Below are 16,822 nucleotides of genomic sequence, written 5' to 3'. Positions count from 1 at the left end.
GTTATGCTCATCCTTATTCTATCCATTCTTGCAGTGGGGCTTTTTGCCTGCTGGGGAGTCTATGCCTATCTTGACCGAAGCCTTGATTTGTCGGTCAAATCCATTGAGAATCTGATTGACGACCTTTTTCTCATTCACCTGACAAAACCTGAAAATCTGGTCTGGGATCCAGGTTCCTATGCCAAGTTTACCTTGCCTGACAGCAAGGAGAGCCGCTGGCTGACCATCGCCTCAACGCCTGATGAGAATGAAATGTTGATTCTCACTCACACTAGCGGCAGTGCTTTCAAGAAAGCCCTGACTTCTTTGCATAAGGGGGAGAAAATCCAGATGAGCTGGCTGTCCTCAACCTTAAAAGTGAAAGAGGATGCTAGTCCGCTGGTCTGCTTTTCCTCTGATGTTGGCATCGCTGCTATACGCCCCATTATCACAGAATGGGCTGGTAAGCGCGAGCTTGTCCTCAGTCACCTAGATAAAGGGGTGCTGGTTTTTGATGGGGAACTGGCAGAGCTGGTTGCTAACCAAGAGCTGCTGACTTACCAAACTAGCGCCAGCTTTTCCCAAAGCCAAGAACAGTTAGCGCAAGCTATTGACCATTATGGGACTCAAGCCACTTACCTTCTGGCCGGACAGCCCGATGATGTGGAAGGCTTGAAAGTCTTTCTTTCAGCCAAGGGAATAGACAGCAGTCGAATTCAAGTTGAGGTGTTTAGGGGCCTGTCATGATACTTGAAACCTCCATTGAAAGCTGAATACCAAAAAACATGCGCCAAGCATGTTTTTTTGGTATAATAAACTGTTATCAAAAACGCGTTCCATTAGCGCGGAAAGGAAATAGAATGACAAAGAAACAACCCTTTTACATTACCACCCCGATTTATTATCCATCTGGTAAACTCCATATCGGTTCTGCTTACACGACTATTGCCTGTGATGTACTGGCCCGCTACAAGCGACTGATGGGGCATGAAGTGTATTATCTGACTGGTCTTGATGAGCATGGTCAAAAGATTGAAACCAAGGCCAAGGAAGCTGGTTTGACGCCACAAGCCTATGTCGATGGGATGGCAGTTGGGGTTAAGGAACTCTGGCAACTGCTGGATATTTCCTATGACAAATTTATCCGGACGACCGATGCTTACCATGAAGAAGTCGTTGCAGCAGTTTTTGAAAAATTGCTGGCTCAGGATGATATTTACCTGGGAGAATATTCTGGTTGGTACTCGGTTTCGGATGAGGAATTTTTCACAGAGAGCCAGCTTGAAGAAGTCTTCCGAGATGAAAACGGCAAGGTAACAGGTGGTATCGCTCCGAGCGGTCATGAGGTTGCCTGGGTATCAGAAGAATCCTACTTCCTTCGCCTTAGCAAATACCAGGACAAGCTGGTGGACTTTTTCAAGGCGCATCCTGATTTTATCCAGCCAGATGGTCGAATGAATGAAATTATGAGAAACTTTATCGAACCTGGCTTGGAGGATTTGGCTGTTTCACGGACTTCCTTTACATGGGGAGTACCAGTACCATCCAACCCTAAGCACGTTATCTATGTCTGGATTGATGCTCTTCTCAATTATGCAACAGCACTTGGCTACGGTCAAGAAGACCATGCCAATTATGATACATTCTGGAACGGAACAGTCTTTCACATGGTAGGAAAAGACATTCTGCGTTTCCACTCCATCTACTGGCCAATCATGCTCATGATGCTGGATATGAAGTTGCCAGACCGCCTTATTGCTCATGGTTGGTTTGTCATGAAAGACGGTAAGATGTCCAAATCTAAGGGCAATGTGGTCTATCCAGAAATGCTGGTGGAGCGCTTTGGATTGGATCCGCTTCGCTACTATCTCATGCGTAGTCTTCCAGTGGGTTCTGACGGGACCTTTACACCAGAAGACTATGTAGGCCGTATCAACTATGAATTGGCCAATGACCTTGGCAATCTCCTCAATCGTACCGTTGCCATGATCAATAAGTACTTTGGAGGTCAAGTACCAACTTTTGCTCAAGCAACTGATTTTGATGCAGACTTGGCCGAGGTAGTTGCTAAAAATATTGCTGAGTACCAGAAGCAGATGGAGGCGGTGGATTATCCACGAGCGCTAGAATCAGTCTGGAACATTATTTCTCGTACCAACAAGTACATTGATGAAACAGCACCTTGGATTTTGGCAAAAGAAGAAGGAGACCGAGACAAGTTAGCAGCTGTGATGGCACACTTGGCTGCAGGTTTGCGTGTAGTAGCTCATCTCATCCAACCGTTCATGATGACTACTTCAGATGCCATCATGGCGCAATTGGGCATGGAAAAGGTCTCTTCTCTGGAGGGCTTGAACTTTGCTGCATTGCCAACTGGTTTGAAGGTTGTGGAAAAAGGTACCCCTATCTTCCCACGTTTAGATATGGAAGAGGAAATCACCTATATAAAAGACCAAATGGGTGGTCATGTGGCTCTTTCCCAAGAGGAAGAAAAAGAATGGAATCCTGCTGACGTTGAACTCAAAAATGAAAAGGCAGCTATCAAATTTGAAGCCTTTGATGCTGTAGAAATCCGTGTGGCAGAAGTGAAGGCAGTTAAAAAGGTAGAGGGGTCTGATAAGTTGCTCCAGTTCCGACTGGATGCTGGTGATGGAAAGGACCGTCAAATCCTCTCTGGTATTGCCAACTATTATCCAAACGAGCAGGAATTGGTCGGGCTCAAAGTTCAAATCGTGGCAAACCTCAAACCCCGCAAGATGATGGGCTTGCTTAGTCAGGGTATGATTCTCTCAGCAGAACACCAAGGAAACTTAACTCTTTTAACAGTTGACCCTTCTGTACCAAATGGCAGTCAGATTGGCTAATAGAATTAGATTAGAATCAGCAGATTTTTCCTGCTGATTTTTTTGTATAAAATAGGACCTGTACAGATTTTATCGTACATTTTTGCAGAACTTATTTATGATGAAACTAAAAAAGTGGCATCTGATAGCATTGATTGAAGAATCTATTATTGAATTCTCAGCAAATGTTTATCAAAACGCTAAGTTTATCACTATTTCAAATGAAGATTTGCCAGAGAAATGTTCTATGTATCATTTCCATAGTTTCAGGGGCCACTGTAGCCCTTTGAGCCTTTGATTATCTAATTCGTTAGTAGTAACAAAATACCCAACCGATTTGCTGGTTAGATTCATTGCTTTCCTTTTTGCGAATTACTATGTTAGAAGGAGAAGTGATGTTAACAGCCTTAAATCAGGACCATAAACTAATCAATCTTGTGACAGAAAGGCCAGATAAAAAGGACACATTTATCTGCCCATGTTGCTTTGGCAAAGTTCGACTCAAACAAGGAAGAGTCATGCGTAGCCACTTTGCCCATGTGAGTCTCAAAAATTGTAGGTACTTTCATGAAAATGAATCAGCTCAACACTTGGAACTGAAGGCTAATCTCTACCGTTGGTTAAAACAAGAAACTACCGTAGAGATTGAAGCTAGTTTATCCGAACTAGGACAGATTGCGGATGTGCTCGTCAATGAGACATTAGCTCTGGAAATCCAGTGTTCCAGTCTTCCCATCCAGCGCCTACAGGAACGCACCAAGGCTTATCATGAAAAGGGATTTGAAGTTCTGTGGCTACTAGGTAAAAAACTTTGGCTCAAGGAACGATTGACCTCTTTGCAAAAGCAATTTTTGCGCTTCAGTCAAAATATGGGCTTTTATCTCTGGGAGCTAGATTTAGACAAGCAGATGGTACGGTTGCGCTACCTGATCCATGAAGATTGGCATGGACGGGTTCAATGCTTGACCAAGGTGTATCCTTTTGGTCAAGGCAACCTTTTAGAGATTTTTCGTCAACCCTATACTCAGCAAAGGGTAGCCTCTTTTCAAGGAAAGCTAGACTCTCATTTAAAGTCCTACATCGCTCAACAACTCTATTATCAGTCTCCCAAGTGGATGGACATGCAAGGTCAGGCTTATGAAAAAGGAGAAAACCTCCTAACCAAGTCCATACATGATTTTTATCCCCAGATCCACTTACCCGAGTCATCCATCGGGTTTGCACAGATACGAGAAAACCTCGAGTGCTACTATCAAGACTTTTCCAATTATTACAAGCTTCAGAAAAATAAGCAGGTTCAAAAACTTTATTCACCTGCTTTTTACAAGGAAGCGACCCAATCCATTATTGGAAAAAAAGCGCTTTTATGATAGAATAGGAGGCATGGAGGAACGATTATGTCTAAACAACGAAATGAAATCGAAGAAAAATACCAGTGGGATTTGACCACAATTTTCCCGACAGATGAAGCTTGGGAAGCCGAGTTGGCTGACCTCACATCTGAAATAGAAAAATCCAAGGAGTTTGCTGGCCATCTTTTAGACTCAGCTAAGACATTCTTGGAAATCAGCGAAACTCAATTGGCTTTAAGCCAGCGTGTGGAGAAGCTCTATGTCTACGCTTCGATGAAAAATGACCAAGATACCCGTGAGGGACTTTATCAGGAATTTCAAGCTAAGGCTATTGCTCTTTATTCCCTTTTTTCACAGGTCTTCTCATTCTATGAACCAGAATTTTTGGCCATCACAGATGAGCAATTAGTAGCTTTCTACGAAGAAGAACCAAGCTTGAAACAGTATAGCTTCCAGTTGCAAAAACTCTTAGCAACTCGTGAGCATATCCTCTCTCAGGAATTAGAAGAAGTTTTGGCTGCAGCCAGTGAGGTGTTTGAAGCACCATCTGAGACATTTTCTATCTTGGACAATGCCAGCCTGCGTTTCCCTGAAATCACGGATGAGGATGGGCACTTGGTTCCCCTATCGCACGGAAATTATATCTCATTTATGGAATCTAAAAACCGTGAAGTTCGCCAAGAAGCTTATGAAGCTATGTATAGTACTTATGAACAATTTCAACATACCTATGCTAAAACCCTGCAATCAAATGTCAAAGTCAATAACTTGCAGGCCCGTTTGCGTAAATACAATAGTGCGCGTGATGCAGCTCTATCTAAGAACTTTGTCCCTGAAGCTGTCTATGACACCCTAGTATCAGCAGTCAATAAGCATTTGCCACTCTTGCATCGCTATATCAAACTCCGTAAGCAGATTTTGGGTATTGATGACCTCAAAATGTACGATATGTATACACCATTATCTTCAACAGACTATAAATTCAGCTATGAGGAGGCTCTTGACAAAGCAGCCGAAACACTGACAATCTTTGGAGATGATTATAGTCAGAAAGTAAAACGTGCCTTTTCTGAGCGATGGATTGATGTTCACGAAAATGAGGGCAAACGTTCTGGCGCATATTCAGGTGGTTCGTACGATACCAATGCCTTTATGCTCCTCAACTGGCAAGATACCCTAGATAACCTCTACACCCTAATCCATGAGACTGGTCATTCCATGCACTCTATGTATACACGAGAAAATCAACCGTATGTCTATGGACATTATCCTATTTTTCTAGCTGAAATTGCTTCTACTACCAATGAAAATCTCCTAACAGAGAAGCTCTTGTCAGAAGTCAAAGACGAAAAGGTTCGCTTCGCTATCCTCAATCATTACCTAGATGGTTTCCGTGGTACAGTCTTCCGTCAAACCCAGTTTGCCGAGTTTGAGCATGCCATGTACCAAGCAGATCAGGAAGGTCAAGTCTTGACAGCAGACTTCCTCAACAGCCTCTACGCTAGTATCAATGAGAAATATTACGGTCTCTCAGCTGAGGACAATTATTTTATCCAGTTTGAATGGGCTCGTATCCCACATTTTTACTATAATTACTATGTCTTCCAGTATGCAACTGGTTTTGCGGCTGCTTCAGCCTTGGCAGATAAGATTATCAATGGTAGTGCAGAAGATAAAGAAAAATACCTCGATTACCTCAAGGCAGGTAGCTCTGACTATCCGCTAGAAGTGATGAAAAAAGCTGGTGTTGATATGGCTAAGGAAGACTATCTCAACGATGCCTTCAAGGTCTTTGAAGCCCGCTTGACAGAGCTAGAATCCCTGGTTGAAAAGGGTGTTCATATGTAAAAAAATCAGCACGCATAGTGCTGATTTTCTATTTGATTGAGAAATGGATGCCAACCCTATGAGATAAAAAGCGAAAAAGGTATAAGGCTAGGTAAAAGTCAATCAAACCATGAACGATAGTACCAAGTCCAACCAGACCAAACAGCGACCAGATGTAGCTAGCTTCTGTCGCAGGGCCTACAGTCATCAAATAAACAACGATAAACTCTGCCACGCCATGAAGGATATTGATACTTAGAGCAAAGATAGCAGTAGTACTAGGTTGTTCCAATAGTCCAGGAGATTTTTTCAAAATCAGCCCACCTACTAAGGCAAAAACCAGATGACTCAGAGCTCTAAGAACAATGACAATTGGAAAACCAGCTAAGAGAAAACCCAGTGTTGTCCCCAAAGCTACTAGGAGACCAACAGGGAGGGAAATAAACATAGCTATAAAGATTGGCACATGGCTAGCCAAGGTGTAAGAAGCTGGTCCAATGACCAGTTTGATAGGCATAATCATCGGAATCAAGATACCAAAAGCAACTAGTATAGCTGTATATGCTAGGGATTTAGTTTGTTTCTTTTTCATCATAGCCTCCTTTTGTGTTTCTTATTATAAAAGAAAACATTACAGGTGTCAAGACACCTGTAATGTTTGTTCGCCTTTAGCGGCAATACTTATTTAGACTGGAATAGAAAGCCATGCTTACCTAAATCTTCCTTGATTTCTTCAAATGCTTCCTTGGAAGGACAAGAGATGGTATGGAGATGAACGCCTTGGGTCAGAGTAGAGAGTAGACTAGCTTGATAATGTTGCATCTTCTCTATAAAATTAGCCACATCATCGCTATTTTTTATATTGAGGTTTGCTGTTAGCATACCGTAAACTGGGTGCTCAATTTCGACATCTAGAATCATCCCTCCCTTGTTGGTAATCAAGAGAAGTTCAGTCTCTGTATCTTTGGCACTATGACAGCAAGCTAACTTTCCTTTGAAGTAGTGAGATCCGAGGTTATCAGATAGGAGATAGCCTCTTGGAGTAGAGAGGATATCGTGGTTACTAGCTCGTAAGAGGGCCACATCTCCGACAATGACCTGTCGACTAACAGATAGCTGATTAGCCAGTTGGCTAGCTGAAATTGGCTGATTGGTTCGACTTAAAATATTTAAAATACTTTTCCTACGTTGGCTTGCGTTCATAGTAGTCTCCTTCTTTGCTACCATCATATCATAAATCAATCAAATTCGCATGTAGAGTGAAAAGTGCTGTATGGGGAGAAAATATTTTGAAAAAGAAAAGAAATCGGGTTATAATAGTAAGCATGGTTGAATCATATAGTCAAAACGCAAACCACAATATGCGCCGTCCTGTTGTTAAGGAAGATATTGTAGAGATGATGCGAACACGTCAGGCGCAAAATAAGGGATTTTTAAAAGAATTAGAAGATTTTGCCCGCAGGGAAAATATTCCCATCATCCCTCATGAGACAGTAGCTTATTTTCGCTTACTGATGCAGACCTTGCAACCTCAGCATATCCTCGAAATTGGAGCTGCCATCGGTTATTCTGCTCTTCTAATGGCTGAAAATAGCCCTCATTCTCAGATTTCTACTATTGAGCGCAATCCAGAAATGTTGAGTTTGGCCAGAGAAAATTTGAAACAGTTTGACAGACGTAAACAAATTAATCTCTTAGAAGGAGAGGCGTTGGAAATCCTACCGGAACTACCAGATGACCATTTCGATTTTGTTTTTATGGATTCTGCTAAATCCAAGTATATCGTTTTCTTACCGGAGGTATTGAAAAAGGTCAAGGTGGGTGGTTTGATAGTGATAGATGATGTTTTCCAAGGTGGGGATGTGGTCAAGGATATTAGCGAGATCCGTCGTGGTCAAAGAACGATTTATCGCGGTTTACAAAAACTTTTTGATGCAACACTGGACAATCCTCATCTGACGGCCAGTTTACTTTCCATCAGTGATGGCCTGCTGATGCTGCGGAAAAATGTAGAAAATGTTCACTTAGAAATAGAAGAAATTTAAGCAAGTTTTAAGTTTTTGTGATATAATAAGAAAGTTAAAGTTAATGAAAAAGGAGTCCTATCTTAAAATGAAGACTAAAAAAATCATTGCAGGAGCAGTAACCCTCCTAGCAGCAGCAACTCTGGCAGCTTGTTCAAATGCAGCTGATAAAGATATCATCTCGATGAAGGGTGGTACCATTACTGTTTCTGAATTTTACAAAGAAGTAAAAACCAATACCGCTGCACAGCAAGTTTTGCTTCAGATGGTTATCAAGGATGTTTTTGAAGCAAAATATGGCAAGAAAGTGACTGCCAAGGAAGTGGACGAAGCCTATAATAAGATGGCTGACCAATATGGCAATTCATTTGACCAAGCTCTATCTTCAGCAGGCTTGACCAAAGAAACCTATAAGGATCAAATTCGTACTAATAAATTGGTTGAGTATGCTGTAGCGCAAGCAGCTAAGAAAGAGTTGACCGATGAAGCTTATAAGGCAGCCTATGAAAGCTATACACCAGAAGTAACTGCGCAAGTTATCAAGATGGCTGATGAAGCTAAGGCCAAAGAAGTTCTTGCCAGCGCTCAGGCTGATGGTGCAGACTTTGCAAAATTGGCCAAAGAAAACTCAACAGATGCGACAGCTGAAGACGGTGGTAAAGTTACCTTTGATTCAACATCTGCACAAGTACCAGCAGAAGTCCAAGCGGCTATCTTTGCCTTGGATGAAGGTCAAGTTGGCGCAGCTCTCGTACCTGTAGTGGATATGTCAACCTACACTTCTAACTATTACATCGTGAAGTTGAATACTAAGACTAAGAAGTCTGACAAGTGGGAAGACTACAAAGATGTTTTGAAAGAATCAATCTTATCAGCTAAACAAAACGATGCTGCCTTTATCACAGGTGTTGTTTCTAAAGCTCTCCAAGATGCCAATGTAAAAGTGAAAGACGAAGCCTTCCAAAATGTGCTTTCTCAATATATCACAACTACAAGCTCATCTGATACAACAGAACAAGTGACAACAGAGACTGCCACAACAGAAAAATCTGACAAGTAAGACTTGACCTAGATTTTAAAAATCAGTATAATAAAGTGTTGAGATGTGTTTTTCGAGGATTGGATACAGGAAAATGGCGGTTGATGCGAGCCATGGACAATCAGAAAAACCGGCTACTCAATGGTTACAATCAAATAGATTAAACGAGAATGACAAGTTCATGAAATGAAGGTGGTACCGCGGTTCAAATCGCCCTTCGTTGATTGGGCTTGTCTTTGTTTTTTGGAGGTGGATGTGAAGACTTTTCAACTGAAACAGGAATTGTGGTCACTTGGTGGCCGGTTCAATATTAGTGATGAAACAGGAATGCCCTACTATCAGTGTGAGGGAAGCTTATTTCGCGTCCCTAAACGATTTACAATTACAGATATGCAGGGAAATCTGGTTAGTCAGATTGAAAAGGAGTTTTTAACTTTTTTACCCAAATTCAAGGTAAACTTAGCTTGTGGAGAATCGTTTTTTGTTCGTAAAGAATGGACGCTCTTCAAGCCCCGTTACCGAATAGACAATCTGAACATGGTGATTCAGGGCGATTTTTGGGATATGGACTTTGATTTGGTGCGAGACGGTCAACTGGTAGCACGAATCTCTCAAGAATGGTTCCGTCTGACCTCTACTTATAATATTGAAGTCTACGATGACAGTTATGCTGATTTGGTCATCTCCTTAGTAGTGGCTATCGACTATGTCAAGGCTATGGAAGCTAGCTCTACCAATGGCAGTTAGTTGATACTAATAAAAACAACCTAATACGGAAAAGGAATTGCATTCTTCCTATGATAGAATGAGTGGATTCTGAATTCCTATATTTACTATTTAATCTAAAAGAAAGGAAAGGGTTCAAGTTTTCCCAACTGAACCTGAGCAAAATGTCTAGTGAAAAGATAGCATTCTTTGAGTTCCAGTAGCTTACTATTCTCTCCTTGTCACAAGCTATATCTTCGCTACAGCTTGTGTTTTGAGATACTGAACTCTTGATAGCACTATCCTCATTTTTACTTTGCGCTTCATGCTCTAATATCTTATACTATGAAACAAATGTCTTCTGCCCAAATCCGCCAAATGTGGTTGGATTTCTGGAAATCAAAAGGTCACTCTGTGGAACCTTCTGCCAATCTTGTTCCTGTCAATGATCCAACTCTCTTGTGGATCAATTCTGGGGTTGCGACCCTCAAGAAATATTTCGATGGATCTGTTATTCCTGAAAATCCACGGATTACCAATGCACAAAAGTCGATTCGTACCAATGATATTGAGAATGTTGGTAAAACGGCTCGCCACCATACCATGTTTGAAATGCTGGGAAATTTCTCCATCGGAGATTATTTCCGTGATGAGGCTATTGAGTGGGGCTACGAGCTTTTGACCAGCCCAGACTGGTTTGCCTTTCCAAAAGACAAACTCTATATGACCTACTATCCAGATGACACAGAGTCCTATAACCGCTGGATTGCTTGTGGTGTAGATCCAAGTCATCTCATTCCTTTAGAAGGGAATTTCTGGGAAATCGGTGCGGGTCCTTCTGGTCCAGATACAGAAATCTTTTTTGACCGAGGTCCAGAATTTGACCCTGAAAATATTGGTATCCGCCTTCTAGAAGAAGATTTGGAAAATGACCGCTATATCGAAATTTGGAATATTGTCTTATCCCAGTTCAATGCTGATCCAGCAGTTCCACGTTCGGAGTACAAGGAATTACCAAATAAGAACATCGATACGGGAGCCGGTTTGGAACGTTTTGCTGCCGTTATCCAAGGGGCAAAAACCAATTTTGAAACAGATCTGTTCATGCCTATCATTCGGGAAGTAGAAAAAATCTCTGGCAAGACCTATGACCCAGACGGTGACAATATGAGCTTCAAGGTCATTGCAGACCATATCCGTGCTCTCTCCTTTGCCATCGGTGACGGAGCCTTACCAGGAAATGAGGGACGTGGCTATGTTCTCCGTCGTCTTTTGCGTCGAGCAGTCATGCATGGCCGTCGCTTGGGTGTCAATGAGACCTTCCTTTACAAGCTAGTTGCGACTGTTGGTCAAATTATGGAATCTTACTATCCAGAAGTTCTTGAAAAACGTGCATTTATCGAGAAAATCATCAAGCGCGAGGAAGAAACTTTTGAGCGTACCATCGATGCGGGTTCAGGTCATTTGGATCATCTGTTGGCTCAGTTGAAGGAAGCAGGAAAAGATACCTTAGAAGGCAAAGATATTTTCAAACTCTATGATACATATGGCTTCCCAGTCGAATTGACAGAAGAAATGGCAGAAGATCAGGGCTTCAAGATTGACCACGAAGGCTTCAAGGTTGCTATGAAGGAACAGCAAGAACGCGCCCGTGCCAGTGTGGTCAAGGGTGGTTCTATGGGTATGCAAAATGAAACCTTAGCTGGAATTGTTGAGCCATCTACTTTTGATTATGAAAACGAGGTTCTGGATAGTACCCTTTCAGTTATCATCACGGATAATGAGCGTTCAGAAGTAGTTTCAGAAGGTCAAGCTCTTCTCGTTTTTGCTCAAACACCATTCTATGCTGAAATGGGTGGACAAGTTGCTGACCACGGAGTAATCAAGAATACCAAGGGTGATATTGTGGCGCGTGTTACTGATGTGCAAAAAGCACCAAATGGACAAGCTTTGCATACGGTAGAGGTCCTTGCAAGTTTGGCAGTTGGAACAAACTATACTCTTGAAATTGACAGCCAACGCCGTCGCTCTGTTGAGAAAAACCACACAGCGACTCATTTGCTACATGCCGCTCTTCACAATATCATTGGTGAACATGCAACACAAGCTGGTTCCCTCAATGATGAGGAAGTTCTACGCTTTGACTTTACTCATTTTGAAGCAGTGACTGCTGATGAGCTTCGTCAGATCGAAGAAGAAGTCAACCAACAAATTTGGAATGCCATCCCAATTGAGACAGTGGAAACTGACATTGAAACTGCAAAAGCTATGGGGGCAATGGCTCTCTTTGGCGAAAAATACGGCAAGCATGTTCGTGTTGTCAAAATTGGGGATTACTCAATCGAACTCTGTGGTGGCACTCACTTAGCCAATACCTCTGAAATTGGACTCTTTAAGATTGTTAAGGAAGAAGGGATTGGTTCAGGTACCCGTCGTCTGTTTGCAGTGACTGGAAAACAAGCCTTCGAAGCTTATCGAACCCAAGAGGATGCACTTAAGGAAGTTGCTAAGGCTGTTAAGTCTCCACAGCTAAAGGATGCCCCTGGCAAGGTGGTAGCCTTAGTGGAGCAAGTACGTGACCTACAAAAAGAAGTTGCTGAACTGAAAGAAAAAGCGGCTGCGGCTGCAGCTGGCGATCTCTTCAAGGATATTAAGGAGGCAAATGGTCTTCGCTACATCGCAAGCCAAGTATCAGTATCGGATGCTGGTGCCCTTCGCACCTTTGCAGATAATTGGAAACAAAAAGACTATTCGGATGTCTTGGTTCTGGTTGCGACTATCGGAGAGAAAGTAAATGTCCTAGTAGCAAGCAAATCCAAGGATGCACATGCAGGAAATATTATCAAAAATCTAGCACCAATCGTTTCAGGCCGTGGAGGCGGTAAGCCAGATATGGCTATGGCTGGCGGTTCGGATGCGAGCAAGATTCAAGAGTTACTAGTAGCAGTAGCTGAATATGTGTAAATGAAAAAACCAAACTCAAGAAGAGTTTGGTTTTTTATCTGATTTGTGGTAGGATAGAGACATTATAAAAGGAGATAAGTGAAATGAATCTATTATTTGTGATTGATGATGCTTATGTGGAGCAATTTAAGGTTGTGCTCTACTCCATTGTGCAACAGATGCCAAATCAAGCTTTTCAGGTTTATCTGATGCAAAAGGTCCTTTTGAAGAAAGATGCTGAAATTAGGTATTTTGTTGAAAAATTAGGCATGGTCTATCATCCAGTGGTGGTGGGAGAGGATGCTTTTGCTACTGCTCCAACAACAGACCGCTATCCAGATACTATTTATTACAGACTCTTGGCACATGAATATTTACCAGCAACAGTCGATAAAATCCTCTATCTTGATGCTGACATCCTCTGTCTAAACGACTTTAAGAAATTCTATCATATGGAGATGGGGCAAAAACTGTACGCTGCTGCTAGTCACAACGAAGATGGTCGTCTCTTGGATTATGTCAATAAACTTCGTCTCAAGAACTTTGAAATGGATTCTTCCTATTTCAACACAGGAATCTTATTGATGAATCTTGAAGCCATCCGTCTACAAGTTAAGCGGGAGGATATTTTAGACTTTATCGAAAAGAATCGAAATTGGTTGATTTTACCAGACCAGGATGTCCTCAATGGACTCTATGCTGATCAAGTTATCTCTATTCCAGATGAAATTTACAATTATGATGCCCGTTATAGTCTGATTTATCAAGCTAAGAGTCAAGGTAAATGGAATTTGGATTGGGTGATTGATCATACTGTCTTTCTGCATTTTGCTGGACGGGACAAGCCTTGGAAGACCAATTATCGTGGACGTTATTCGGGACTCTATAAATTTATTGCTAAATTGACTTGTAAGTTTGAAGGAAAATCATAGGAGGGATCATGATGAAAACACTTGGCAATATAATCTGGTTTATTTTTGCAGGTTTCTGGGCCTGGCTCAGCTGGAGCTTGGTGGGGATTTTACTTTGTATCACCGTGATTGGGATTCCCTTTGGTCTTCAGTGCTTTAAAATAGGTAGTTTCGGACTCTTTCCCTTTGGTAAGCAAATCGAAAGTGGAGGCAGTCTGGGAAGTCTTTTACTGAATATCATCTGGATTATTCTCTTTGGCTGGGAGCTAGCTCTGATGCATCTAGCTAGTGCTCTTCTTCTGTGTATCACGATTATCGGAATTCCCTTTGCCTTCCAAGCAATAAAGCTGGCAGGTATCAGTCTCTTTCCTTTTGGAGCAAAAATTTATTATGATTAGGTTATCTAACCAGCCTCGGAGTAAGATATCCGGGGCTTTTTTGTACAACAGGAACCAATTATATATATATTTAAAATAGAACTTGCATGGATATGGTGGTTTAAAAAGGGCAAATACAATTGATATCAAGTACAAGGAAGCTACTTTTTATAGGAAACACTCATGTTTTATATCAATGAATAAGGAATATTGAAATTTCTTCTTTTCATATTGCCGATTACTATTGGAAAATTGACAAAGTTTATAAACATTTTGACAACAAATGTATCTTTTTTGACAATAATAGTTGTCAAAAAGAAAAAGAAGTGTTACAATAAAGGTGAAAAAAATACTCAGTGCAAGGAGGTTTATTATGAAAAAAATATATGAAATCAATATTTTAGAGAATAAAAAGCTTATTTGGAGGCTTAATCTAGGTGCTTTTATATTGCTGATTCTTTTTGTACCACTGTTTACTTTTATGACCAATCTGGTTTTAGCAGGTCAACTGACTTCCGCTACGATAGAATTACAATGGATCCTCTATTTCCCGCTGTTCTATATTCTCTTGCTATTTATCCACGAAGGTATCCATGGTTTCTTCTTCAAACGTTTCAGTCCAGAAAATCCTGTCAAGTATGGTTTTAAGTGGGATGCAATGATGGCATACGCGACGAGTCCAGGCTCTCTCTATCATCGGAAACAATTTATAGTCATTGGGTTGGCTCCCTTTGTTTTGATTAGCTTGGCTTTGACTTTGGGATTGATGATTGGGTGGATATCAGCTCCTTTCTATATTCTACTGGCCTCTACTCATGCTGCAAGTTGTGTGGGAGATTTCTATTACGCTTATCTTCTCTTGGTCAAATTTGCCAAAGTTGATATTCGCGTTGAAGATACAGAGACAGGAATTCTTATTTATCAAGCATAGAAAGGCAGTGATGAAAATGGAATTTTTTGGTGTAATGGCGTTCATCATGGCTATCTTCAATATAGGCCTATCGAGTAAGGTAGAAACATTGCATTTTCGGATGAAAAAATTAGAGAAAATAAATAGAAAAAAAGGAGAGAGCATGATGTCCAAGATGATTCAAGACTTGATGGGAAGTAAATGTCAGCTCATGTTTGAAAGTGGAGTGACCGAAGAATATGAGATTGTTGATGTGGATGAAGAATGGCTCAAACTCAGTAGAGTCGATAAAAAACAGCAGACAGAGATTCGGATTGTTCGCATTGATAGTATTAGAGAATTAAAACCAATCCAATAAGAAAGGACTATACTATGGTAAAAATGATAGAAGTAAAGAATGTGGTCAAGCATTTTGGTAAACAGGTAGCACTGAATGGGATTGCATTTGATATTGAGGAGGGAGAAATCTTTGGTTTTTTAGGTCCTTCAGGATCTGGTAAAACTACTACCATCAATATTTTGACAGGTCAACTTTTGGCAACAGAAGGAACGAGTAAGATTTTTGGCAAGGAAGCGACTACTCTGAACAGTGATGATTTTGCTCAGATTGGTATAGTCAGTGATACCAGTGGCTTTTATGAAAAAATGAGCCTGTATAAAAACATCCAAGTTTATAGCAAATGGTTTGGGGTGTCCAATCAGCAGGTAGATGCTATTCTCAAACGTGTTGGTCTCTATGATAGTCGACACAAACCAGCTGAAAAATTATCCACTGGGATGAAGCAGCGGATGCTTCTAGCACGTGCTCTCATCCATCAACCTAAATTTCTCTTTTTGGATGAGCCAACTAGTGGATTAGACCCGTCGACTTCTCGTATGATTCACAAGTTATTGTTAGAACTAAAAGAGCAAGGAATCACCATTTTCTTAACAACTCATGATATGCAGGAAGCAACACTTCTTTGTGACCGCGTGGCGCTACTCTATCAAGGAAAAATAGTAGAGACAGGCCAACCAGCTGAGCTTATGAAGAAGTATTACACAGATAAGCGGGTTCGCATTTGCTACCAGAATGGACGGGAGAAAGAACTAGCCTATGATGAATTGACTCGGCTAGACCACATGGAAGAAATCGAGACCATCCACTCTTGTGAACCCACTTTGGAAGATATCTTTATCTCACTGACAGGAGGAACTTTACATGTTTAGACGAATCAATGCGCTTCTCTGGAGCCGAATGCAAATGATTTTGGCCAATAAAATGATTTCTATCTATCTTGTCATGCCTATCTTGATGGTTGTTCTTTACCAGTACATGTTCAAGGGACGAGAAGGGATGGAAAATATGATTCTCTTCATGGTTTTGCCGATGGTACCTGCTTTTCTGGGTTATCTTTTGCCGACTGTATTAGGAGAAGAAGCAGAAAAAAACAACCAGCGCAGCCTGCGTTTGGCTGGTGTTAAGAGTTGGGAATATGTTCTGGCAAGTCTAATGATTCCTTTTCTGGTAAACTTGGTCTATCTAATTGTTCTACCTTTCTACTTGCAAGTTGATTGGGATAAACTAGGCTGGCAATATATCCCAGTCATGTTAGCCACCACCTTGGTAGTATTCTTCATCTTCATGGGCTTTGCTCTCGTATCTGATACCCAAGCACGTGCGACTATTGGAGCCATGCCTATTATGATGGTGACGATGCTTTTACCTATGTTTTCGATGTTGGATAAGACAGTTGAGAAGATTATCGGCTTTACCTACCTCGGTTCCTATTTTATTTATAGTCAAAAATTAGCTGATTATCAACTCTCGGATAAATCATTCCTTTTCTTGCTTCTATGGTTAGTGGCTTCTATCTTGGCTGTTGTCTGGTTGACACGTCAAAAGCAAGTCATTCGATAAGGAGGGAGAAGT

At 41.3% G+C, this 16,822-nt stretch carries 16 protein-coding genes; 14 read left to right on the top strand and 2 right to left on the bottom strand.

Annotation, left to right across the window (positions count from 1 at the left end; genetic code table 11):
- The first annotated feature begins 3 nt into the window (after window positions 1-3).
- The 4 genes from F602_RS0108765 (at window position 4) to pepF (ending at window position 6,022) form a co-directional block, all read left to right on the top strand.
- Complete coding sequence (locus F602_RS0108765) at window positions 4-726, top strand: ferredoxin reductase domain-containing protein (RefSeq protein ID WP_018167601.1); 723 nt, start codon at window positions 4-6, stop codon at window positions 724-726.
- 113 nt (window positions 727-839) lie between these two features.
- A complete protein-coding gene (gene metG, locus F602_RS0108760; RefSeq protein ID WP_018167600.1) occupies window positions 840-2,843 on the top strand; it encodes a methionine--tRNA ligase in 2,004 nt (667 codons plus the stop codon).
- A gap of 374 nt (window positions 2,844-3,217) precedes the next feature.
- Entirely contained in the window at window positions 3,218-4,192 is a 975-nt protein-coding gene (locus F602_RS10490; protein ID WP_018167598.1) for a competence protein CoiA, read from the top strand.
- Window positions 4,193-4,219: 27 nt separating this feature from the next.
- Window positions 4,220-6,022 carry an oligoendopeptidase F gene (gene pepF, locus F602_RS0108745; protein ID WP_018167597.1) on the top strand — a complete coding sequence of 601 codons (1,803 nt, stop codon included), beginning with the start codon at window positions 4,220-4,222 and terminating at the stop codon, window positions 6,020-6,022.
- Between the two features lie 28 nt (window positions 6,023-6,050).
- Here pepF and F602_RS0108740 read toward each other — a convergent pair whose 3' ends face one another.
- Both F602_RS0108740 and F602_RS0108735 read right to left on the bottom strand, forming a co-directional pair.
- Entirely contained in the window at window positions 6,051-6,593 is a 543-nt protein-coding gene (locus F602_RS0108740) for an ECF transporter S component (RefSeq protein ID WP_018167596.1), read from the bottom strand.
- A gap of 89 nt (window positions 6,594-6,682) precedes the next feature.
- Entirely contained in the window at window positions 6,683-7,204 is a 522-nt protein-coding gene (locus F602_RS0108735; protein WP_018167595.1) for a transcription repressor NadR, read from the bottom strand.
- A 122-nt stretch (window positions 7,205-7,326) separates the two neighbouring features.
- Between F602_RS0108735 and F602_RS0108730 the strand changes: the two genes are divergently transcribed.
- The 10 genes from F602_RS0108730 (at window position 7,327) to F602_RS0108680 (ending at window position 16,810) form a co-directional block, all read left to right on the top strand.
- Window positions 7,327-8,046, top strand: coding sequence for an O-methyltransferase (locus F602_RS0108730; protein WP_018167594.1), 720 nt, complete (start codon window positions 7,327-7,329; stop codon window positions 8,044-8,046).
- Window positions 8,047-8,113: 67 nt separating this feature from the next.
- On the top strand, window positions 8,114-9,085 hold the full coding sequence (locus F602_RS0108725) for a peptidylprolyl isomerase (RefSeq protein ID WP_026183391.1): 972 nt from the start codon (window positions 8,114-8,116) through the stop codon (window positions 9,083-9,085).
- 234 nt (window positions 9,086-9,319) lie between these two features.
- Window positions 9,320-9,811 carry an LURP-one-related/scramblase family protein gene (locus F602_RS0108720; protein WP_018167592.1) on the top strand — a complete coding sequence of 164 codons (492 nt, stop codon included), beginning with the start codon at window positions 9,320-9,322 and terminating at the stop codon, window positions 9,809-9,811.
- A 303-nt stretch (window positions 9,812-10,114) separates the two neighbouring features.
- Window positions 10,115-12,733: an alanine--tRNA ligase gene (gene alaS, locus F602_RS0108715; RefSeq protein ID WP_026183390.1), complete on the top strand. Its 2,619-nt coding sequence runs from the start codon at window positions 10,115-10,117 to the stop codon at window positions 12,731-12,733.
- An 83-nt stretch (window positions 12,734-12,816) separates the two neighbouring features.
- Window positions 12,817-13,644, top strand: a complete 828-nt coding sequence (locus tag F602_RS0108710) for a glycosyltransferase family 8 protein (RefSeq protein ID WP_018167590.1) — start codon at window positions 12,817-12,819, stop codon at window positions 13,642-13,644.
- An 11-nt stretch (window positions 13,645-13,655) separates the two neighbouring features.
- The gene (locus F602_RS0108705; RefSeq protein WP_018167589.1) at window positions 13,656-14,021 is read left to right on the top strand and encodes a YccF domain-containing protein; all 366 of its coding nucleotides are present in this window, start codon (window positions 13,656-13,658) and stop codon (window positions 14,019-14,021) included.
- A 352-nt stretch (window positions 14,022-14,373) separates the two neighbouring features.
- Window positions 14,374-14,931, top strand: coding sequence for a DUF3267 domain-containing protein (locus F602_RS0108695; RefSeq protein ID WP_018167587.1), 558 nt, complete (start codon window positions 14,374-14,376; stop codon window positions 14,929-14,931).
- A gap of 10 nt (window positions 14,932-14,941) precedes the next feature.
- Window positions 14,942-15,268: a hypothetical protein gene (locus F602_RS0108690; RefSeq protein ID WP_018167586.1), complete on the top strand. Its 327-nt coding sequence runs from the start codon at window positions 14,942-14,944 to the stop codon at window positions 15,266-15,268.
- Between the two features lie 14 nt (window positions 15,269-15,282).
- On the top strand, window positions 15,283-16,119 hold the full coding sequence (locus F602_RS0108685) for an ABC transporter ATP-binding protein (protein ID WP_018167585.1): 837 nt from the start codon (window positions 15,283-15,285) through the stop codon (window positions 16,117-16,119).
- The gene (locus F602_RS0108680) at window positions 16,112-16,810 is read left to right on the top strand and encodes an ABC transporter permease (protein WP_018167584.1); all 699 of its coding nucleotides are present in this window, start codon (window positions 16,112-16,114) and stop codon (window positions 16,808-16,810) included. Before F602_RS0108685 ends, F602_RS0108680 begins: the two co-directional genes overlap by 8 nt.
- Window positions 16,811-16,822 lie beyond the last annotated feature (12 nt).

It is taken from the genome of Streptococcus minor DSM 17118, from assembly GCF_000377005.1.
Lineage (GTDB): Bacteria > Bacillota > Bacilli > Lactobacillales > Streptococcaceae > Streptococcus > Streptococcus minor.
The sequence above is the reverse complement of the archived record's forward strand: the minus strand, read 5'-3'. Positions and strand labels throughout refer to the sequence as shown.

What these genes read in the sequence shown, in the direction of transcription:
- F602_RS0108765 (WP_018167601.1), top strand. Translation starts at nt 4, where the DNA reads ATGCTCATCCTTATTCTATCCATTCTTGCAGTGGGGCTTTTTGCCTGC.
- metG (WP_018167600.1), top strand. Translation starts at nt 840, where the DNA reads ATGACAAAGAAACAACCCTTTTACATTACCACCCCGATTTATTATCCA.
- F602_RS10490 (WP_018167598.1), top strand. Translation starts at nt 3,218, where the DNA reads ATGTTAACAGCCTTAAATCAGGACCATAAACTAATCAATCTTGTGACA.
- pepF (WP_018167597.1), top strand. Translation starts at nt 4,220, where the DNA reads ATGTCTAAACAACGAAATGAAATCGAAGAAAAATACCAGTGGGATTTG.
- F602_RS0108740 (WP_018167596.1), bottom strand. Translation starts at nt 6,593, where the DNA reads ATGAAAAAGAAACAAACTAAATCCCTAGCATATACAGCTATACTAGTT.
- F602_RS0108735 (WP_018167595.1), bottom strand. Translation starts at nt 7,204, where the DNA reads ATGAACGCAAGCCAACGTAGGAAAAGTATTTTAAATATTTTAAGTCGA.
- F602_RS0108730 (WP_018167594.1), top strand. Translation starts at nt 7,327, where the DNA reads ATGGTTGAATCATATAGTCAAAACGCAAACCACAATATGCGCCGTCCT.
- F602_RS0108725 (WP_026183391.1), top strand. Translation starts at nt 8,114, where the DNA reads ATGAAGACTAAAAAAATCATTGCAGGAGCAGTAACCCTCCTAGCAGCA.
- alaS (WP_026183390.1), top strand. Translation starts at nt 10,115, where the DNA reads ATGAAACAAATGTCTTCTGCCCAAATCCGCCAAATGTGGTTGGATTTC.
- F602_RS0108710 (WP_018167590.1), top strand. Translation starts at nt 12,817, where the DNA reads ATGAATCTATTATTTGTGATTGATGATGCTTATGTGGAGCAATTTAAG.
- F602_RS0108705 (WP_018167589.1), top strand. Translation starts at nt 13,656, where the DNA reads ATGAAAACACTTGGCAATATAATCTGGTTTATTTTTGCAGGTTTCTGG.
- F602_RS0108695 (WP_018167587.1), top strand. Translation starts at nt 14,374, where the DNA reads ATGAAAAAAATATATGAAATCAATATTTTAGAGAATAAAAAGCTTATT.
- F602_RS0108690 (WP_018167586.1), top strand. Translation starts at nt 14,942, where the DNA reads ATGAAAATGGAATTTTTTGGTGTAATGGCGTTCATCATGGCTATCTTC.
- F602_RS0108685 (WP_018167585.1), top strand. Translation starts at nt 15,283, where the DNA reads ATGGTAAAAATGATAGAAGTAAAGAATGTGGTCAAGCATTTTGGTAAA.
- F602_RS0108680 (WP_018167584.1), top strand. Translation starts at nt 16,112, where the DNA reads ATGTTTAGACGAATCAATGCGCTTCTCTGGAGCCGAATGCAAATGATT.